The organism is Salmonella sp. SJTUF15591 (genome assembly GCF_043356435.1).
Lineage (GTDB): Bacteria > Pseudomonadota > Gammaproteobacteria > Enterobacterales > Enterobacteriaceae > Salmonella > Salmonella enterica.
This window is the reverse complement of sequence record NZ_JBEUJO010000009.1, coordinates 149,335-169,208: the sequence shown is the minus strand read 5'-3', so window position 1 is coordinate 169,208 and position 19,874 is coordinate 149,335. Positions and strand designations below refer to the sequence as shown.

Below are 19,874 nucleotides of genomic sequence, written 5' to 3'. Positions count from 1 at the left end.
CCGTCCGCCACTCGTCAGCAAAGCAGCAAGCTGCTTCCTGTTACCGTTCGACTTGCATGTGTTAGGCCTGCCGCCAGCGTTCAATCTGAGCCATGATCAAACTCTTCAATTTAAAAGTTTGATGCTCAAAGAATTAAACTTCGTAATGAATTACGTGTTCACTCTTGAGACTTGGTATTCATTTTTCGTCCGAGGACGTTAAGAATCCGTATCTTCGAGTGCCCACACAGATTGTCTGATAAATTGTTAAAGAGCAGTGCCGCTTCGCTTTTTCTCAGCGGCGCGGGGTGTGCATATTACGCTTTCCCGCTTCAGAGTCAAGCGTTTATTTTCGCTTTTCTCCGTGAGGTTCTGGTCTGAACCCCGCTGACCCGGCGGCCTGTATGCCGTTGTTCCGTGTCAGTGGTGGCGCATTATAGGGAGTTATTTCTGCCTGACAAGAGGAAATTTAAAATAATTTCTCAAGTGCCTGGTATTTACCCAAAACGCCATTAAACCGCCAGTTTTTCGAGCGTTTCAAAGCCATAACGCTGTAAAACGGGTAATAATTGTTCAGCTCCTGGCGTCATTGCCATGCAATAAGCAATATTGGCATCGGTTGATTTCGCATCCGGCGCTTCATGTTCCAACAGCCAGGCTGTACGACGCGCTATCGCCGCGCCGGAATCCACTAACCGCGTCCCTTCGGGCAGGACTTGCAAAAGCTCGTCCCGTAATAGAGGGAAATGCGTACACCCCAGAACGACCGTGTCAGGCGGCTCCGGCATTCGTAGCCATGGGCGTAATATGCGGCGCAGCTCTTCCAGCGAGACCGAGTCGCCATGTAATTTCGCTTCCGCCAGTTCCACCAGTTCTGCCGACCCCAACATGGCTATCTGACATTCATTAGCGAAGCGCGCAATCAGCTCGTGAGTATAAGGACGTTTGACCGTCGCTCTCGTCGCCAGTAGCCCGACGACGCCATTGGCGGTCAGCCGCGCCGCTGGTTTAATCGCAGGCACAACGCCCACCACCGGGAAGGCAAACTTTTCACGTAATGCGGGAAGTGAGACCGTACTGGCGGTATTGCAGGCAATCACCGCCAGTGAAAGGGGATAGCGCTGCTGTACCGCAGTCACAATCTCGACAACGCGCTCGACGATAAACGTTTCGCTCTTTTCCCCGTAGGGGAACGCCACGTTATCGAAAGCATATATATAGTGGAGATCCGGCAGGAGCCGCCGAATCTCATCATAGACCGACAATCCACCGACGCCGGAATCAAATACCAGCACGGTGGGACGTGGTTCAGAAGGTGTAGCTGCCAGACAAGGTGTATTCTCGTCCTGCAGTTTGGTAGCCATAAACTGTCTCGTAATCTTTGTCGAACAGGTTGGCTATTTTACCACGAACTGTCAGATGTGAGGTGACCGGATATGCAACCGTAAGATCCCATAAACTGACGCCGCCCATTTTTACTGTCCGGTATGGGTAAGCGGAGTAATCCGAATCATAGCGGGAACCAAGGTATTGATATGTCACCCCCCAGTCAAAATCGTAAACGTCCCAGTCAAGTTGATATTTTGCCATCTGTTTGGAACGCCGCGGTAATGGCGTATCGGTAATCGCATTACGCGCATCAACGTAATCGTAACTGACCGTATGCGTTAACGGTCCGGTATCGAAATTCGCCGTCGCCTCAATACCTTTAATGCGCGCCTTACCTTCGTTGTAATATTTTTGCAGATGATCGTCATAATCGATCATGTCATTAATATCGTTACGATAACCTGAAATACGCCAGCTGACGCCAGCGGTTAGCCCTTCAAATGCGCCTTCCCACTGTTTACTCTTTTCAGGATTCAGGTTCGGATTACCGTAATAACCATACAGTTGGCCCAAATTAGGCGCTTTGTAGGAGGTTCCGTAGGAGGCAATAAAGCGATAACCTTCTATAAACTCCCATCCCGCGCTGGTTTGCCATGTACCGTGACGACCAAACTGGGAGTTGTCATCACTGCGCGCCGCCGCTTCCAGAGTGAAGTTACCCAACTGTTGTAATCCTGTCAGGTAAACCCCGGTATTACGCTGGTCATATCCCTCGGGCACATAGCCGGTACCTGGCGTGGTAGTCTGTTTCTGCCAGTCTACGCCCGCCCCAACATTACCGTGCCCCACGACCACACTGTTGGTCCATTGAACATTGTACTGTTTCATCTCATCCAGCGTGGCGGAGGTATCATACCGGCCATAGTGCGGATCATAGTTGTAATCTTTACTGTGGCTATAGCTTGAAACCAGCTGAGACTGAATACGTTCGCCATTAAAGCGCAGCCCGGCGTCCCAGCTTTGGCTATAAAGTTTGCGTGTATCAATCAGCGGCGAGCCCGGCGAGTAATAGGCGTCGTAATCGGTACGGTTATCGTAGCCATAACCACGCACGAATCCGCTCCAGCGATCAGAAAAGGTATGCTCTAACGCGCCATAAAGCGTTTTACTCAAAAAGCCGTCCCGGTCAGGCTGCGCCTGCATCCCGGTACCGCCTTTCGCTACCACGTCAAACCCTTTGGTGTATTCGTAATCGCCGATCAACGTCGCCCGCGTATTTTCGCCAAGTTGCTGTTGCGTCGAGATGTCGTAATTCTGGTAGCTATTGCTTCCCCATCCAGCGGTTAATTCTGTGCCTGGGTTATCGCGCGTCGTAATGATATTCACTACGCCGCCGATAGCATCGGAACCATAAATAGCGGAACGCGGACCGCGAATATATTCAATGCGCTGTACCAGCGACACCGGGAACTGGCTGAGATCGGCGGACCCGCTCACGCCTGCTAAATTCAGACGCACGCCGTCAATCAATACCAGCACATGGCTGGAGTTGGTGCCGCGAATGAAAATGGAGGAGTTTTGTCCGGCGCCGCCGCTCTGCGCAATATCGACGCCAGGCAAACGGCGCAGAACATCATTTACGGAGGTCGATTGCCAGCGTTCAATATCCTGACGCGTCACGATGGTAACGGGCGCCAGAACCGCGCTGCGCGGCTGCTGAAAACGGTTGGCGGTGACAACCAGGGTATCCGGGCTAGTGTCCTGCGCCCAAGCGGAAAAGGCCGTGACGGAGAACGCCGTCAGCAGCGTAGCTTTTTTAATCATTGTAAAGCATCCACAATATAAGAAGGATGCCGCAGGCTTCATCGATAGTACGCGATGATGAAAAACCAGATGCGACGTTAGCCGGCAGGTCTTCGGGCTTGGAGGGTTATCCGTTGGCTGGATAGCAGAAATGATGACTTCCCGCCGGAGGCAGTGTCTGCTTACGCTCTCATCTCACCTTTCCTTACCGCTGCGCGTCAGCTCCAGATTTTCACTGGATTCCCTATTAACTCACAGGACCGGCCCACGGATGCTACCGTCTGTCACAACACCCTGTCCAGACCGCGCATCACAAATCAGAAATCATCAATAGCTGGACATCCACTGAGCAATCCCTACAATCCCCGCGTACTTTTATTATTCAGGATGCGATATGACCCCCGAACATCTTCCGACAGAACAGTATGAGGCGCAGCTGGCCGAAAAAGTGGCGCGCTTGCAGAGTATGATGGCGCCGTTTTCTGGCCTGGTTCCGGAAGTATTTCGCTCGCCGGTCAGTCACTATCGTATGCGTGCGGAATTTCGCCTGTGGCATGACGGCGATGACCTGTACCACATTATATTTGATCAGCAGACCAAAAGCCGGATTCGCGTTGACACCTTCCCGGCGGCCAGCCAACTGATTAATACCTTAATGAAGGCGATGATTGCCGGCGTGCGCGATAATCATGCGCTGCGGCATAAGCTGTTCCAGATCGATTATCTCACGACCTTGAGCAACCAGGCGGTAGTGTCGTTGCTGTACCATAAGAAGCTGGACGAAGAGTGGCGTGAAGCCGCCACTGCGTTACGCGATGCTTTACGCGCGCAAGGTCTGAACGTACACCTGATTGGCCGGGCCACTAAAACTAAAATCGAATTGGATCAGGATTATATTGATGAGCGTCTGCCTGTGGCAGGTAAAGAGATGATCTACCGCCAGGTCGAAAACAGCTTTACGCAGCCAAACGCCGCCATGAATATTCAGATGTTAGAGTGGGCGCTGGAGGTGACGAAAGACTCAAAAGGCGATCTGCTTGAGTTGTATTGCGGCAACGGCAATTTTTCTTTAGCGCTGGCGCGCAATTTTAACCGCGTGCTGGCAACCGAAATCGCCAAACCGTCCGTCGCTGCCGCACAGTACAATATTGCCGCTAATCATATTGATAATGTGCAAATTATTCGCATGGCGGCGGAAGAGTTTACCCAGGCGATGAACGGCGTTCGTGAGTTTAACCGCCTGCAGGGGATCGACCTGAAGCGCTATCAGTGCGAAACCATTTTTGTCGATCCGCCGCGCAGCGGTCTGGACAGCGAAACGGAAAAAATGGTGCAGGCTTATCCACGTATTCTGTACATTTCCTGCAATCCGGAAACGTTGTGCAAAAACCTGGAAACGTTAAGCCAGACGCACACGGTGTCTCGCCTGGCGCTATTCGATCAGTTCCCGTATACGCATCATATGGAATGCGGGGTATTACTCACCGCAAGGTAAAATGTACGTCGGATGGCCGGTTATACCGCCATCCGGCCTTCGCACACTACTCTGCGGTGTCCTGCTTGCGGTTACGCAGCTTAAAGCCAATCCAGAATACCAGAATCACCGACAGCACCGCCGGGAAGAAATTAGAGCCAATATCCGGATATTCTGCACGCACCACGGTGCTATACAGTAAAACGCCAAGAATGAAACAGGCGGCGGCCAACCCCGGCAAACCTACCGGCATAGTACGATTTTGGTAGCGCTGATGCAGGCAATATACCGTCAGCACCAGCGAGATAACCGGGAATACGGAGAACGGCACAATAGCGCTAAACAGCGCCGCGAATGTGCCGTTAATCGATAAGCCAGCGATGAGCGCCAGCAACAGCGTACCTTTATCTTGACCTGACTGTTTCATTACTCGTCCTTCACGTTATTCGGAATGATGTGCTATTTTCTCTTGCTCACGGCGATACCAGTAATACGCCCCTTTCGCAATCATGCGCAGTTGCAATACCAGCCGCTCTTCTAATTGCCGACGCTGTTCAGCGCCGATGTCCAACGCCTCTGCGCCCGCGCTAAAGACAATAGTCACCATCGCTTCGGCCTGGGCTTCAGTAAACGCGCGCGGCATATGGTTTTCGAGTTCCAGATAGTCGGCAAGTTCCGCAATAAAATGCTGAATCTCCCGTGCGACGGCGGCACGAAACGCCGCTGAAGTGCCGGAACGCTCGCGCAACAACAGACGGAAGGCGTTGGGGTTGTTGCCGATAAACTCCATAAATGTGGAGACCGACGTGCGAATGACGCTGCCGCCTTTCGCGATGCGCTGCCGCGCCTGACGCATCAACTGACGCAGCATCAGACCGCTTTCATCCACCATCGTCAGACCGAGTTCATCGACATCGCGAAAATGACGGTAAAACGACGTTGGCGCGATGCCCGCTTCACGCGCCACCTCACGCAAACTCAGGCTGGCGAAACTCCGCTCAGCGCTCAGTTGGCTGAATGCGGCTTCCACCAGCGAACGCCGGGTTTTTTCTTTTTGTTGCGCTCTAACACCCATCACAATGTCTGAATCCTTCCATATGCCTTATTCGGCACTATACCAGAGAATAAAAGTAACGGGTTCACACTGGATTGTGAATGATTGTTTACAGACAGTTTGTGCTCCGGCTTCGCAAAAAAGCACAACGATAATTGGGTTAAAGCTGGGCAAATGTTATCATCGTGTTTATTTTATGTATAAAAACAGGTGAGTAATACCATGCCACATTCCTGGGATTATGATGCAGTCGTCATAGGGTCAGGCCCCGGCGGTGAAGGCGCTGCAATGGGTCTGGTTAAGCAAGGAGCACGCGTCGCGGTGATTGAGCGTTATCATAACGTTGGCGGCGGATGTACCCACTGGGGCACCATCCCATCCAAAGCCCTTCGCCACGCCGTCAGCCGCATTATTGAATTTAATCAAAACCCGCTCTATAGCGACCACTCCCGTCTCCTTCGTTCTTCTTTCGCCGACATCCTTAATCATGCCGATAACGTGATTAATCAACAAACGCGTATGCGTCAGGGGTTTTATGAGCGTAACCACTGTGAAATATTGCAGGGCAACGCCCATTTTATTGACGAACATACCCTGGCGCTGGAATGCCATGACGGCACGGTTGAAACCCTGACGGCAGAAAAATTTGTTATTGCCTGTGGTTCGCGTCCTTACCATCCCAGTGATGTGGATTTCTCGCATCCGCGCATTTATGACAGCGACTCAATCCTGAGTCTCCACCATGAACCGCGCCACGTTATTATTTACGGCGCCGGCGTTATCGGCTGCGAATATGCGTCCATCTTCCGCGGTATGGATGTGAAAGTGGATCTGATCAACACCCGCGATCGCCTGCTGGCCTTTCTCGATCAGGAGATGTCCGACTCTCTCTCTTACCATTTCTGGAATAGCGGCGTGGTTATTCGCCACAATGAAGAGTATGAGAAAATCGAAGGCTGCGATGATGGCGTCATCATGCACCTGAAATCCGGCAAAAAACTGAAGGCTGACTGCCTGCTCTATGCTAATGGCCGTACCGGTAACACCGATTCGCTGGCGCTGGAGAATATTGGTCTGGAAACAGACAGCCGTGGACAGCTCAAAGTCAACAGTATGTACCAGACCGCCCTGCCGCACGTCTATGCGGTGGGCGACGTGATTGGCTATCCCAGTCTGGCCTCCGCCGCCTACGATCAGGGGCGTATTGCAGCGCAGGCGCTGGTGAAAGGCGAAGCGACCGCGCATCTTATCGAAGATATCCCCACCGGGATTTATACCATTCCGGAAATCAGTTCTGTCGGCAAAACCGAGCAGCAGTTAACGGCAATGAAAGTGCCTTACGAAGTGGGCCGCGCGCAGTTTAAGCATCTGGCGCGAGCGCAAATCGTCGGCATGAACGTCGGCACGCTAAAAATTCTCTTCCACCGCGAAACCAAAGAAATTCTGGGGATTCACTGCTTTGGCGAACGCGCCGCCGAAATTATTCATATCGGCCAGGCGATCATGGAGCAGAAAGGTGGCGGTAACACTATCGAATACTTCGTTAACACCACCTTTAACTACCCAACCATGGCGGAAGCTTATCGGGTTGCGGCGTTGAACGGCTTAAACCGCCTGTTTTAACGCCTTGTCGAAATGGCCATCCATTGCGCCACGGATGGCCTCAGCCAGTTGCTCATAACGGCTACGCAGCGGCGATCCCGGGCGATAAACCAGCCCCACGGTACGACGCGGCTCCGGCTTAATGCATGGCAGATAAACCACGCCGTCGCGCTTACGCTCCTGCGGTACGGCCAGCGCGGGGAGTAGTGTAATACCACTGCCCGCCGCCACCATGTTGCGCAGCGTTTCCAGACTGGTCGCCCGGAAATGGGTATCTTCATCCGCTCCCGCTTCAAAACAGAACCCCATCGCCTGATCGCGCAGACAGTGGCCATCTTCCAGCATCAGCAATTTCTCGCCCGCCAGATCGGACATCGGCACGCGATCGCGATTCGCCCACGGATGATCCTCATAAATAGCCAGCATCATGGGCTCATCAAACAGCGGCACTTCGATAAACGCCTCGCTCTCTTTCACCAGCGCCAGAATAGCGCAGTCAAGCTTGCCGCTATCGAGTTGCGCTAACAGCTGGTGCGTTTGCGCCTCATGCAGATACATTTCCAGCTTCGGGAAAGTCTGGTGCAACATTGGAATGATAAGCGGCAGCAAATAGGGACCAATTGTTGGGATTAAACCAATATGCAGCGGGCCGGACATCGTCTCGCCTTGTTGGCTTGCCATCTCCTTGAGCACCTTGACCTCACGCAGTACGGTACGCGCCTGATCCACCAGCAGTAAGCCCGCCTGGGTAAACAGCACCTTACGGCTCGTACGCTCCAGCAGCATAACGCCCAGCTCATCTTCCAGCTTACGTATTTGCCCACTAAGGGTTGGCTGGCTGACGTGACAGGAGTCCGCCGCTCGCCGGAAATGGCGATGTTCGGCTAACGCCACCAGATATTCAAGATCACGAATATTCATTATTCATCCTCCGTCGCCACGATAGTTCATGGCGATAGGTAGCATAGCAACGAACGATTATCCCTATCAACCTTTCTGATTAATAATACATCACAGAACGGAGCGGTTTCTCGTTTAACCCTTGAAGACACCGCCCGTTTAGAGGGTATCTCTCGAACCCGAAATAACTAAAGCCAACGTGAACTTTTGCGGACCTCTGGTCCGCTTTTTTTTGCGTAAAAAAGCCCGGCGTCGCTGATGCTCGGCCGGGCAGTATTACCTGATAGCGTTACGCTTATAAGGCCTACAACGCGAGGCGCGCCCTGGCATCGTCGATGGCCTGCGCCACCTGCTGCGGAGAAACGCCGCCTTTTGCCGCCCGTTTATCCAGACACGACTGCAAAGACAACATCGGATACACATCGTCGCCAATCACGTGGCTGAATTTCTGTAAATCGGCCAGCGGCAACGCTTCCAGCGGCTTACCCTGGCGAATGGCTTCTACCACCGCTTCGCCGACAATATGGTGCGCTTCGCGGAACGGCACGCCTTTCGCGACCAGGTAATCCGCCAGCTCCGTGGCGTTGGCATACCCCTGTTGCGCCGCGTCCTGACAACGTGGGCGTTTCACCTGAATACCGTCCAGCACCAACGCCGCCATATGCAGGCAGTCAAGCCAGGTATCGAGCGCATCGAACAGCCCTTCTTTGTCTTCCTGCATATCTTTGTTATACGCCAGCGGCAGACCTTTTAAGGTCATCATCATGCCGGTTAGCGCCCCTTGTACGCGACCGCACTTACCGCGAATCAGCTCCAGCGCGTCCGGGTTTTTCTTCTGCGGCATTAACGATGAACCGGAAGTCACGCGGTCAGAAAGCTCTACAAAACCCGCTTCACCAGAATTAAAGAAAATCAGATCTTCCGCGAAGCGTGACAGATGCACCATGCCGATAGCCGCATCAGAAAGCAGTTCCAGTACGTGGTCACGATCGGACACGCTGTCCAGGCTGTTGCGGGTCGCAGACGCAAAGCCCAGCCAGCCTGCCAATTGTTCACGGTCAATTTCATAGGCCGTTCCCGCCAACGCGCCGCAACCTAGCGGACTCACGTCCAGACGTTTAAGCGTGTCCTGCAGGCGGCTTTCATCGCGCGCCAGCATTTCGACATACGCGAGACACCAGTGGGCGAAAGTCACTGGCTGCGCGCGTTGCAGATGGGTATATCCCGGCATTACCGCGTCCTGGTTCGCCTGCGCGGTTTCCACCAGCGCGCTCTGTAACTGGCGGTTAGCGGTAAGCAGTTCCCTCACCGTCTCTTTGCACCACAGTTTCAGGTCCGTCGCCACTTGATCGTTACGGCTGCGCCCGGTGTGCAGCTTTTTACCCAACTGACCCACTTTGTCGATGAGCTTACCTTCCACCCAGCTATGGATATCTTCCGCATCGCTTTGCAGGATTTGCTGCGGATTCGCGCGAACCTCTTCCAGCAATACGTTCAGCGCTTCTTCCAACTGTCGTTGCTCATCGGCAGTCAGTACGCCTACCGTGACCAATGCTTTGGACCAGGCCACAGAACCGACAATATCCTGCTCCGCCAGACGGTAATCGAAGCGCAACGAATCATTGAATTGTTTAAACCGCTGGTCTGCCGCCTGTGTAAAACGCCCACCCCAAAGTGCCATAATAGACTTCCTTAAATTCTTCGAATTTCACTGCCGGATAGCGCTACGCTTATCCGGCTTACAATTTCTGTTCACGTAGGCCCGATAAGGCGCAGCCGCCATCGGGCGAACAAATAGTTAAGCCAGAATACGCGTGCCAATCGGCGTGCCGTTAAACAGTGCAGGCAATTGTTCCGCATGACGCCAGGAAGCAATATCCACCGGGCGACCCAGCGCCCGCGCAGCATCGAGAGCCGCATTCACTTTCACAATCATCCCGTCGGTAATAATGCCCTGGTCGATAAGCTGCTCGGCTTTGGACGCCGTCATTTCGGCGATACGCTGGCCTTTGCCGTCCAGAATACCGCTCACGTCGGAAAGCAGGATCAGATCGGCCCCCAGCGTCGCCGCCAGCGCGGTTGCCGCCTGATCGGCGTTGACGTTCATCAGTTGGCCGTCGTCTGTTACGCCAATGGAGCTGACAACCGGCAGAAAGCCGTTTTCCAGCAGCATGTTAATCAGCTTCGGCGACCCCGGCTGCGCCAGCCCGACGTGGCCTAACGCTTCATTGAGTTGGGTCACGTTTACGCTGTCGCCATCGCCCAGAAACAGACCAACAGAGGCGATATGGTGTTTCTTCGCCCAAGCCAGCAGAGTCTTGTTAGCGGTTCCCGCCAGCGCGCCGGTAATGATGCCAATCTGATCGGCAGGCGTCACGCGCAGGCCGTCTTTCTTTTTCACTGGCAAATTAAGCCCTTTCATCAGCTCATCCACCACGCAACCGCCGCCGTGAACAATCACCAGCGGACGCTGATGGGACTCACGATAGTTGACCAGCGCGGTAAAAAGACGTTCCAGAGCCTCTTCGCTATCCAGTAATACGCCACCCAGCTTGATAATTAATGGATTCATCATTTCACCCTTAAATAAGAGACTGCGTTTCAGCGAAGCCAAAACGAATATTAGCGCACTGCACCGCCTGCGCCGCTGCGCCTTTCAACAAGTTGTCTTCGGTTGCCACCACAATCAGATGTTCGCCCTGGACGGCAAAACCAATATCGCAGAACGGCAGCCCGACGACGTTCTTTAACGCCGGAACGCCTTTGTCATACAGGCGCACCAGCGGTTTGTCGCCATAGGCTTTTTGCAACACGTCGGCGATCTGCGCATGGGTTACTCCCGCTTTCAGGCGGCAGGTAATGGTTTCCAGAATCCCGCGCGGAAAATTCCCCAGATGCGGGGTGAAGATGACCTCCGCGCCCAGATGGACGGCGATTTCCGGCTGATGACGATGCGTAAACACGCCATACGGTTGCAGACTCACTTCACAGAAACTGTTCGAAATTGCCGCTTTGCGCCCCGCGCCGCTCACCCCGCTGGTGGCATTAATTACCGGCCACTGCGTCAGATCCAGAAGCCCGCCGTCAATCAGCGGTTTTAGCGACAACTGCGCTGCGGTTGGATAGCAACCAGGAACCGCAATCAGATTCGCCGTGTTCAGTTTATCGGCATTCCACTCCGCCAGACCGTACACCGCCTGCTCCAGCAGCTCAGGATACTGATGAGTAAATCCGTAATACTTTTCATAGAAGGCGCGATCGTTTACCCGAAACGCGCCGGAAAGATCGAATACGACGCATCCGGCCTGTAAAAATTGCGGCGCCAGATCGTGGCTCACTTCATGCGCTGTCGCCAGGAACACCACATCAACATCTGCGCTAAAGTCACGTACATCCGACATCGGTTGCAATGGCAGGTCGACAATCCCTTTTAACTGCGGATGTAAATCAGAAATTAACTTTCCTGCATCATTGCTTTGCGCTGAGACGGTCAAAGCGGTTATGGTCATATGTGGGTGGCGATTTACGTAGCTTACAAGCTCTGCGCCCGCATAACCGCTAGCGCCTACAATCAGCGTATTCAACATCGGGTTCCTTTATGCTCAACGTTAATGTATTTTTATTCATAATTAATGCATGAATATTGATACTATCATGACCTGAGGTGTGTCAACAATGAAAAACGTTTTACCGCCATTTATCGAGATTTACCGCGCTCTGATTGCCACACCGTCGATAAGCGCAACCGAAGAATCCCTGGATCAAAGTAATGCGTCTTTAATCACTTTGCTTGCAGGCTGGTTCAGCGATCTTGGTTTCAACGTAGAGGTTCAACCGGTTCCAGGAACGCGAAACAAATTTAATATGCTCGCCAGCACCGGACATGGCGCGGGCGGTTTGCTGCTGACCGGCCATACCGACACGGTTCCCTTTGATGACGGACGCTGGACGCGCGACCCGTTCACGCTGACCGAGCACGACAATAAGCTCTATGGTCTGGGCACTGCGGATATGAAAGGCTTCTTCGCTTTTATTCTGGACGCGCTACGTGACGTTGACGTCACAAAGTTGAAAAAGCCGCTCTACATTCTGGCGACCGCCGATGAAGAGACCAGCATGGCGGGGGCGCGTTATTTTTCCGAAACCACGGCATTACGTCCGGACTGCGCGATCATTGGCGAACCGACGTCGTTGCAACCGATACGCGCGCACAAAGGGCATATCTCTAATGTCGTTCGCGTCCTGGGGCAGTCCGGTCATTCCAGCGACCCGGCGCGTGGGGTTAACGCCATTGAACTGATGCACGATGCGATTGGCCACATCATGCAACTGCGTGACTCGCTGAAAGCGCGGTATCACTACGAGGCGTTTACCGTTCCGTATCCAACGCTGAATCTGGGCCATATCCACGGCGGCGATGCCTCAAACCGTATTTGCGCCTGCTGCGAATTGCATATGGATATTCGTCCACTGCCGGGCATGACGTTAAACGACCTTAATGGACTGCTTAACGACGCGCTGGCCCCGGTAAGCGAACGCTGGCCGGGCCGCCTGACGGTGGCGGAATTACATCCGCCGATTCCAGGTTACGAGTGTCCACCGGACCACCAACTGGTTGAAGTAGTAGAAAAACTGTTGGGTACGAAAACCGACGTGGTGAACTACTGTACTGAAGCGCCGTTTATGCAGACATTATGCCCAACGCTGGTGCTTGGTCCGGGCTCAATTAATCAGGCGCATCAGCCGGATGAATATCTCGAAACGCGTTTTATTAAGCCAACCCGGGAATTGATTACCCAGGTAGTACACCATTTTTGCTGGCATTAATGCATATTGCCCGGTGACACGATGTTTACCGGGCCTACCCCGTCTTGTAGGCCGGATAAGCGCAGCGCCATCCGGCGTCTCTACGCCACATGTTCATAAGCATTTCTTATTTGGCACGATGCGAATTAACTTTAATAAATTACCGCCATTTTTTCGTTTGCTGAACCGATTTCGCAGTAATTGACGCCACGGGTTTTACGTGGCTTTATAAAGATGAGAAGTGATGTGAAAAAGCTTGGTCCGAAAGATTTCGCGTTGCGGCAAGACGGCAAACGAGCACATCCCAGGGAGCTTACATAAGTAAGTGACCTGGGTGGGAGAGCGCAGCCAACGCCGCCGCAGCGTGAAAGATGCAGGACAATTACAACAGAGATGGGGTGTCTGGGATCATATGAACGAACAATATTCCGCGTTGCGTAGTAATGTCAGTATGCTCGGCAAGGTGCTGGGAGAAACCATCAAGGATGCGCTGGGAGAACACATTCTTGATCGCGTAGAAACAATCCGTAAGCTATCCAAATCTTCACGCGCCGGCAATGAAGCTAATCGCCAGGAGCTGCTCACCACGCTACAAAATTTGTCTAATGACGAGCTGCTGCCAGTTGCGCGCGCGTTTAGTCAGTTCCTGAACCTGGCCAATACTGCCGAGCAATACCACAGCATTTCGCCAAAAGGCGAAGCCGCCAGCAACCCGGAAGTGATTGCCCGCACTCTGCGTAAACTGAAAAACCAACCGGACCTCAACGACGCAACCATCAAAAAAGCGGTAGAGTCGCTGTCTTTGGAGTTGGTGCTAACCGCCCATCCGACAGAAATTACCCGCCGTACGCTTATTCACAAGATGGGTGAAATCAATAACTGTCTGAAACAGCTTGATAATACCGATATCGCCGACTACGAACGTCACCAGGTGATGCGTCGCCTGCGCCAGTTGATTGCCCAATCCTGGCATACGGATGAGATCCGCAAGCAGCGCCCAAGCCCGGTGGATGAAGCCAAATGGGGCTTCGCCGTGGTTGAGAACAGCCTGTGGCAGGGCGTACCTAACTATCTGCGTGAACTGAACGAACAGCTGGAAGAAAATCTCGGCTACAAATTGCCGGTGGATTTTGTGCCGGTACGTTTTACCTCCTGGATGGGCGGCGACCGTGACGGCAACCCGAACGTGACGGCGGATATCACCCGCCACGTGCTCTTGTTAAGCCGCTGGAAAGCCACCGATCTGTTCCTGAAAGACATTCATGTTCTGGTATCAGAACTGTCGATGGTCGACGCCACGCCGGAGCTGCTGGCGTTAGTGGGCGAAGAAGGCGCGTCTGAGCCGTATCGCTACCTGATGAAAAAATTGCGCGCCCGTCTGATGGCGACCCAGTCCTGGCTGGAAGCGCGTCTGAAAGGCGAGAAGCTGCCCAAACCGGCTGGCCTGCTGACGCAAAACGAGCAGCTCTGGGAACCTCTGTACGCCTGCTACCAGTCGTTACAGGCCTGCGGCATGGGCATTATCGCCAACGGCGAGTTACTCGACACGCTCCGCCGCGTGAAGTGTTTCGGCGTACCGCTGGTGCGTATTGATATCCGCCAGGAAAGTATCCGCCATACCGAAGCGCTGGGCGAAATTACCCGCTACCTCGGTATTGGCGACTACGAAAGCTGGTCGGAAGCCGACAAGCAGGCCTTCCTGATCCGCGAGCTGAACTCCAAACGTCCGCTACTGCCGCGTAACTGGGAGCCGAGCAACGATACCCGCGAAGTGCTTGAAACCTGCAAGGTTATTGCCGAAGCGCCAAAAGGATCGATCGCCGCCTACGTAATTTCAATGGCGAAAACGCCGTCTGATGTGCTGGCTGTGCATCTGTTGCTGAAAGAGGCAGGTATCGGCTTTGCCATGCCGGTCGCGCCGCTGTTTGAAACCCTCGACGACCTGAACAACGCCGACGACGTGATGACCCAGTTGTTGAATATCGACTGGTATCGCGGGCTGATTCAGGGTAAGCAGATGGTCATGATCGGCTACTCCGACTCGGCGAAAGACGCCGGCGTTATGGCCGCGTCATGGGCGCAGTATCAGGCGCAGGACGCTCTGATCAAAACTTGTGAAAAAGCTGGCATCGAGCTCACCCTCTTCCACGGCCGCGGCGGCTCTATTGGCCGTGGCGGCGCGCCAGCCCACGCGGCGCTGCTTTCGCAACCGCCAGGCAGTCTGAAAGGCGGCCTGCGCGTTACCGAGCAGGGCGAGATGATCCGCTTCAAATACGGCCTGCCGGAAGTCACCGTCAGCAGCCTCTCGCTCTACACCAGCGCAATTCTGGAAGCAAACCTGCTGCCGCCGCCGGAACCGAAAGACAGCTGGCGTCATATTATGGATGAGCTTTCCGTCATCTCCTGTGAAACCTACCGCGGCTACGTGCGCGAAAATAAAGACTTTGTACCGTACTTCCGCTCCGCGACGCCGGAGCAAGAGCTGGGCAAATTGCCGCTCGGCTCACGTCCGGCGAAACGTCGTCCAACTGGCGGCGTCGAATCGCTGCGCGCGATTCCGTGGATCTTCGCCTGGACGCAAAACCGCCTGATGCTGCCAGCCTGGCTGGGCGCGGGTACTGCGCTGCAAAAAGTGGTGGAAGACGGTAAACAAAGCGAACTGGAAGCCATGTGCCGCGACTGGCCGTTCTTCTCCACGCGTCTTGGGATGCTGGAAATGGTGTTCTCGAAAGCCGACCTGTGGCTGGCCGACTATTACGATCAGCGTCTGGTGGCGAAAACGCTATGGCCGCTGGGCAAAGAGCTACGTGACCTGCTGGAAGAAGACATTAAAGTGGTGCTGGCGATTGCCAACGATTCGCACCTGATGGCCGACTTACCGTGGATTGCGGAGTCCATTCAGTTAAGAAACGTTTATACCGATCCATTAAACGTGTTGCAGGCCGAGTTGCTGTATCGTTCCCGTCTGACTGAAGAGCAGGGCAAATCGCCCGATCCTCGCGTCGAACAGGCGTTGATGGTCACGATTGCGGGCGTCGCCGCCGGTATGCGCAACACCGGCTAACGCCAAAAGAAAGCCGCCCTCACGCAGTTATGTGGGGGCGGCATGAAATACTGCTGTCATCCTCGTCATTTTTTCAATATATTCCTGTCTGCATTTTATGCATTTATAAATCTTTCTTAGCAAAACGTGCGGCATAAAGCAGGTTTGCTTCAGATTCTTTTAAGGTTCAGGCGTTACGTTTGGCGCTACGATTAAAGACAGGCTCTCATTATGCAATCCACATTACTCCAGACTAAACCCGCGTTTAGCTGGAAAGCCCTGGGCTGGGCACTGCTCTACTTTTGGTTCTTTTCCACCCTCCTGCAGGCCATTATTTATCTCACCGGATACAGTGGGACAAACGGTCTGCGGGATTCGCTACTGTACAGCTCACTGTGGCTGATCCCGGTCTTTCTGTTTCCAGGCCGCATCCGGGTTATTGCTGCCGTTATTGGCGTCGTACTCTGGGCCGCCTCGCTGGCGGCGCTGAGCTATTACGTAATCTACGGGCAGGAGTTCTCGCAAAGCGTGCTGTTTGTGATGTTTGAAACCAACGCCAATGAAGCCAGCGAATATTTAAGCCAATATTTCAGTCTGAAAATTGTTCTTGTCGCCCTGGCTTATACGGTAGCGGCGATTCTGCTGTGGACACGTCTGCGCCCGGTTTATATTCCATCCCCCTGGCGCTATCTGGTGTCGTTTGCCCTGCTGTACGGGCTGATCCTCCATCCCATCGCGATGAATACCTTTATCAAGCATAAGTCGATGGAGAAAACGCTGGATAGCCTGGCGTCACGAATGGAGCCCGCCGCGCCGTGGCAATTTATTACTGGCTACTATCAGTACCGTTTACAGCTCGCCTCGCTGAATAAACTGTTGAATGAAAACGATGCCCTGCCGCCGCTGGCTAACTTCCAGGACCACTCCGGCGATGCGCCGCGCACGCTGGTACTGGTGATTGGCGAATCGACCCAGCGTGGCCGTATGAGTCTGTACGGTTATCCGCGCGAAACCACGCCGGAACTGGACGCACTGCATAAAACCGACCCCGGGCTGACCGTGTTTAATAACGTGGTAACTTCGCGACCGTACACCATTGAGATTCTGCAACAGGCGCTAACGTTCGCGGACGAAAAGAACCCGGACTGGTATCTGACGAAGCCATCGCTGATGAATATGATGAAACAGGCCGGGTATAAAACCTTCTGGATCACTAACCAGCAGACGATGACGGCGCGTAATACCATGCTGACCGTGTTCTCTAAGCAGACTGATAAGCAGTTCTATATGAACCAGCAGCGCACTCAAAGCGCACGCGAATATGACAGCAACGTGCTGGCGCCGTTTAAAGCGGTGTTAGCCGACCCGGCGCCGAAAAAATTCATTATTGTGCATCTGCTGGGAACGCACATTAAATACAAGTTCCGCTATCCAGAAAACCAGGGCAAGTTTGATGGTAAAACCGACCATGTTCCGCCGGGATTAAGCAGCGACGAACTGGAATCGTATAACGATTACGACAACGCGAACCTGTATAATGACTATGTTGTCGCCAGCCTGATTAAGGACTATAAAGCGACCGATCCGAACGGTTTCCTGCTCTACTTCTCCGATCACGGTGAAGAAGTGTATGACACGCCGCCGCATAAGACGCAGGGACGAAACGAAGATTCGCCAACCCGTCATATGTATACGGTGCCGTTCCTGCTGTGGACCTCAGAGAAATGGCAGGCAGCGCATCCGCGCGACTTCTCACAGGATGTCGATCGTAAGTACAGCAGTTCCGAGCTTATCCATACCTGGTCGGACTTAGCGGGCCTGACCTATGATGGCTACGACCCGACGCGTTCCATCACCAACCCGCAGTTCAAAGATACCACGCGCTGGATTGGCAACCCGTATAAGAAAAACGCGCTGATTGATTATGATACGTTGCCGTATGGCGATCAGGTCGGCAATCAATAGCCTGTATGCTGCCCGATAACGCTAACGCTTATCGGGCCTGGCGTGCTTCTCTCCCGTAGTCCGGATAAGGCGCAAAGCGCCGCCATCCGGCAATAATCGCTTGAGGACATCGGTTTTCGACGTTACTGTTTCCTCTGTTTGCGATCGGCAGGGGATTATCATGTATCACGACGTCAGCCACCTTCTCTCCCGTCTCATCAACGGCCCGCTGCCGCTGCGCCAGATTTATTTTGCCAGCGCCAGCGGCCCAGCGCCGGAACTGGCGTACCAGGTGGATTTTCCGCGGCTGGAGATTGTGCTGGAGGGCGAGCTTACTGACATGAGCATTACCGCCCCGCTCATTCCTTGCGATGTTCTCTACGTTCCGGCTGGCGGCTGGAACATCCCGCAGTGGCAAACGCCCGTCACCACCCTGAGCATTCTGTTTGGCAAACAGCAGTTAGGTTTCAGCGTGGTCCACTGGGACGGTCAGCAGCATCAAAACCTCACGAAACAGCACGTTGCGCGCCGCGGCCCGCGTATCGGCTCTTTCCTGTTACAAACGCTTAATGAGATGCAGATGCAGCCGCAAGAGCAGCAAACGGCCAGATTGATTGTCGCCAGCCTACTAAGCCATTGCCGCGATCTGCTCGGCAGCCAAATCCAGACCGCCTCCCGCAGCCGCGCGCTTTTTGAAGCCATTCGGGAGTATATTGATGAACGCTACGCCGCGCCGTTGACGCGTGAATCGGTAGCACAGGCGTTTTATATCTCGCCAAATTACCTCTCGCACCTGTTCCAGAAAACGGGGGCCATCGGCTTTAACGAATACCTGAACCATACGCGACTGGAACACGCCAAAACGTTACTGAAGGGTTATGACCTGAAAGTGAAAGAGGTGGCGCACCGCTGCGGCTTTGTCGACAGTAACTATTTCTGCCGCCTGTTTCGCAAAAATACGGAACGCTCGCCGTCGGAGTATCGCCGCCAGTATCACAGCCAGCTAACGGAAAAATAATCCACACGCCAGTAAAGAGAATACAGTAGATAAAACGCGCATTTACTGGATTATTGTAATATCAATGCAAAAACCCCACTCCCCCACATGGCATACAACAGCACGTTATACGTTAATCATCACCAACTTGTGAAGTAAATCACACTTTACCAAGAGCATCACATTTGTCCAGTTTTTGGCAGATTTGTCACATAGCGCATCCGGGGCACGCTCCTTTATCCTGTCCATAACGAAAACTCACGAAGAGAAAGACTATGGAACTCTATCTGGATACCGCTAACGTGGCGGAAGTTGAACGTCTGGCGCGCATTTTCCCGATTGCCGGCGTCACCACCAATCCAAGCATTGTGGCAGCCAGCAAAGAATCTATCTGGGATGTGCTGCCCAGGCTGCAAAACGCCATCGGCGAAGAAGGCACTTTATTTGCGCAGACCATGAGCCGCGACGCGAAAAGGATGGTGGAAGAAGCCAAACGACTGAATAACGCCATCCCCGGCATTGTGGTGAAAATTCCGGTGACCGCCGAAGGTCTTGCAGCGATTAAATTGCTGAAAAAAGAAGGCATCGTGACGCTGGGCACCGCCGTCTACAGCGCGTCGCAGGGCCTGCTGGCGACGCTGGCGGGCGCAAAATATGTCGCTCCCTACGTCAACCGCGTTGATGCGCAGGGCGGCGATGGCATTCGTATGGTTCAGGAGCTGCAAACGCTACTGGAACATCACGCTCCCGACAGCATGGTGCTGGCGGCCAGCTTTAAAACACCGCGGCAGGCGCTGGATTGCTTACTGGCAGGTTGCCAGGCGATTACCCTTCCTTTAGATGTAGCGCAACAAATGCTCAATACGCCTGCGGTAGAGTCAGCAATAGAGAAGTTTGAGCAAGACTGGAAAAACGCTTTTGGTAATCTGAACCTGTAGGAGAG

Annotated in this window: 15 protein-coding genes, 1 rRNA gene and 1 riboswitch; of the genes, 7 read left to right on the top strand and 9 right to left on the bottom strand. The window is 53.7% G+C overall.

The window, feature by feature from the left end; all coding sequences use genetic code 11:
- From ABVM99_RS19715 to btuB, 3 genes are all read right to left on the bottom strand, one after another.
- Window positions 1-112: ribosomal RNA gene (locus ABVM99_RS19715) — 16S ribosomal RNA — on the bottom strand; the annotation flags it as partial.
- Window positions 113-491: 379 nt separating this feature from the next.
- The gene (gene murI, locus ABVM99_RS19710) at window positions 492-1,343 is read right to left on the bottom strand and encodes a glutamate racemase (RefSeq protein WP_000201804.1); all 852 of its coding nucleotides are present in this window, start codon (window positions 1,341-1,343) and stop codon (window positions 492-494) included.
- Window positions 1,288-3,132, bottom strand: coding sequence for a TonB-dependent vitamin B12 receptor BtuB (btuB, locus tag ABVM99_RS19705; protein WP_023195935.1), 1,845 nt, complete (start codon window positions 3,130-3,132; stop codon window positions 1,288-1,290). Before btuB ends, murI begins: the two co-directional genes overlap by 56 nt.
- Before the next feature lie 65 nt (window positions 3,133-3,197).
- Window positions 3,198-3,391: riboswitch (cobalamin riboswitch) on the bottom strand.
- A 114-nt stretch (window positions 3,392-3,505) separates the two neighbouring features.
- Between btuB and trmA the strand changes: the two genes are divergently transcribed.
- Window positions 3,506-4,606, top strand: a complete 1,101-nt coding sequence (trmA, locus tag ABVM99_RS19700) for a tRNA (uridine(54)-C5)-methyltransferase TrmA (protein ID WP_023195936.1) — start codon at window positions 3,506-3,508, stop codon at window positions 4,604-4,606.
- A gap of 46 nt (window positions 4,607-4,652) precedes the next feature.
- Here the strand turns inward: trmA and ABVM99_RS19695 are convergent, their stop codons facing one another.
- The gene (locus tag ABVM99_RS19695; protein WP_000813838.1) at window positions 4,653-5,012 is read right to left on the bottom strand and encodes a YijD family membrane protein; all 360 of its coding nucleotides are present in this window, start codon (window positions 5,010-5,012) and stop codon (window positions 4,653-4,655) included.
- 15 nt (window positions 5,013-5,027) lie between these two features.
- Entirely contained in the window at window positions 5,028-5,663 is a 636-nt protein-coding gene (gene fabR, locus ABVM99_RS19690; RefSeq protein WP_000971958.1) for an HTH-type transcriptional repressor FabR, read from the bottom strand.
- Between the two features lie 198 nt (window positions 5,664-5,861).
- Here fabR and sthA point away from each other — a divergent pair, with 198 nt between their 5' ends.
- Window positions 5,862-7,262 (top strand): Si-specific NAD(P)(+) transhydrogenase, encoded by a 1,401-nt coding sequence (gene sthA / locus ABVM99_RS19685; protein WP_001120791.1) that lies wholly within the window; start codon window positions 5,862-5,864, stop codon window positions 7,260-7,262.
- Here sthA and oxyR read toward each other — a convergent pair.
- The 4 genes from oxyR to argC all read right to left on the bottom strand — a co-directional run bounded on the left by oxyR (window position 7,245) and on the right by argC (window position 11,728).
- Complete coding sequence (oxyR, locus tag ABVM99_RS19680; RefSeq protein ID WP_001025919.1) at window positions 7,245-8,162, bottom strand: DNA-binding transcriptional regulator OxyR; 918 nt, start codon at window positions 8,160-8,162, stop codon at window positions 7,245-7,247. The genes sthA and oxyR overlap by 18 nt on opposite strands.
- Window positions 8,163-8,445: 283 nt before the next feature.
- A complete protein-coding gene (gene argH, locus ABVM99_RS19675) occupies window positions 8,446-9,822 on the bottom strand; it encodes an argininosuccinate lyase (RefSeq protein WP_023195937.1) in 1,377 nt (458 codons plus the stop codon).
- A gap of 117 nt (window positions 9,823-9,939) precedes the next feature.
- The gene (argB, locus tag ABVM99_RS19670) at window positions 9,940-10,716 is read right to left on the bottom strand and encodes an acetylglutamate kinase (RefSeq protein ID WP_023888157.1); all 777 of its coding nucleotides are present in this window, start codon (window positions 10,714-10,716) and stop codon (window positions 9,940-9,942) included.
- A 7-nt stretch (window positions 10,717-10,723) separates the two neighbouring features.
- Window positions 10,724-11,728, bottom strand: coding sequence for an N-acetyl-gamma-glutamyl-phosphate reductase (gene argC, locus ABVM99_RS19665; RefSeq protein WP_017441856.1), 1,005 nt, complete (start codon window positions 11,726-11,728; stop codon window positions 10,724-10,726).
- 88 nt (window positions 11,729-11,816) lie between these two features.
- Here argC and argE point away from each other — a divergent pair, with 88 nt between their 5' ends.
- The 5 genes from argE to fsa all read left to right on the top strand — a co-directional run bounded on the left by argE (window position 11,817) and on the right by fsa (window position 19,869).
- A complete protein-coding gene (gene argE, locus ABVM99_RS19660; RefSeq protein WP_000800208.1) occupies window positions 11,817-12,968 on the top strand; it encodes an acetylornithine deacetylase in 1,152 nt (383 codons plus the stop codon).
- 391 nt (window positions 12,969-13,359) lie between these two features.
- On the top strand, window positions 13,360-16,011 hold the full coding sequence (gene ppc, locus ABVM99_RS19655) for a phosphoenolpyruvate carboxylase (protein WP_023195938.1): 2,652 nt from the start codon (window positions 13,360-13,362) through the stop codon (window positions 16,009-16,011).
- Between the two features lie 210 nt (window positions 16,012-16,221).
- Window positions 16,222-17,955 (top strand): phosphoethanolamine transferase CptA, encoded by a 1,734-nt coding sequence (locus tag ABVM99_RS19650; protein WP_023195939.1) that lies wholly within the window; start codon window positions 16,222-16,224, stop codon window positions 17,953-17,955.
- A gap of 160 nt (window positions 17,956-18,115) precedes the next feature.
- The gene (locus tag ABVM99_RS19645) at window positions 18,116-18,952 is read left to right on the top strand and encodes an AraC family transcriptional regulator (RefSeq protein WP_000274595.1); all 837 of its coding nucleotides are present in this window, start codon (window positions 18,116-18,118) and stop codon (window positions 18,950-18,952) included.
- Window positions 18,953-19,206: 254 nt separating this feature from the next.
- Window positions 19,207-19,869: a fructose-6-phosphate aldolase gene (fsa, locus tag ABVM99_RS19640; protein ID WP_023195940.1), complete on the top strand. Its 663-nt coding sequence runs from the start codon at window positions 19,207-19,209 to the stop codon at window positions 19,867-19,869.
- Window positions 19,870-19,874 lie beyond the last annotated feature (5 nt).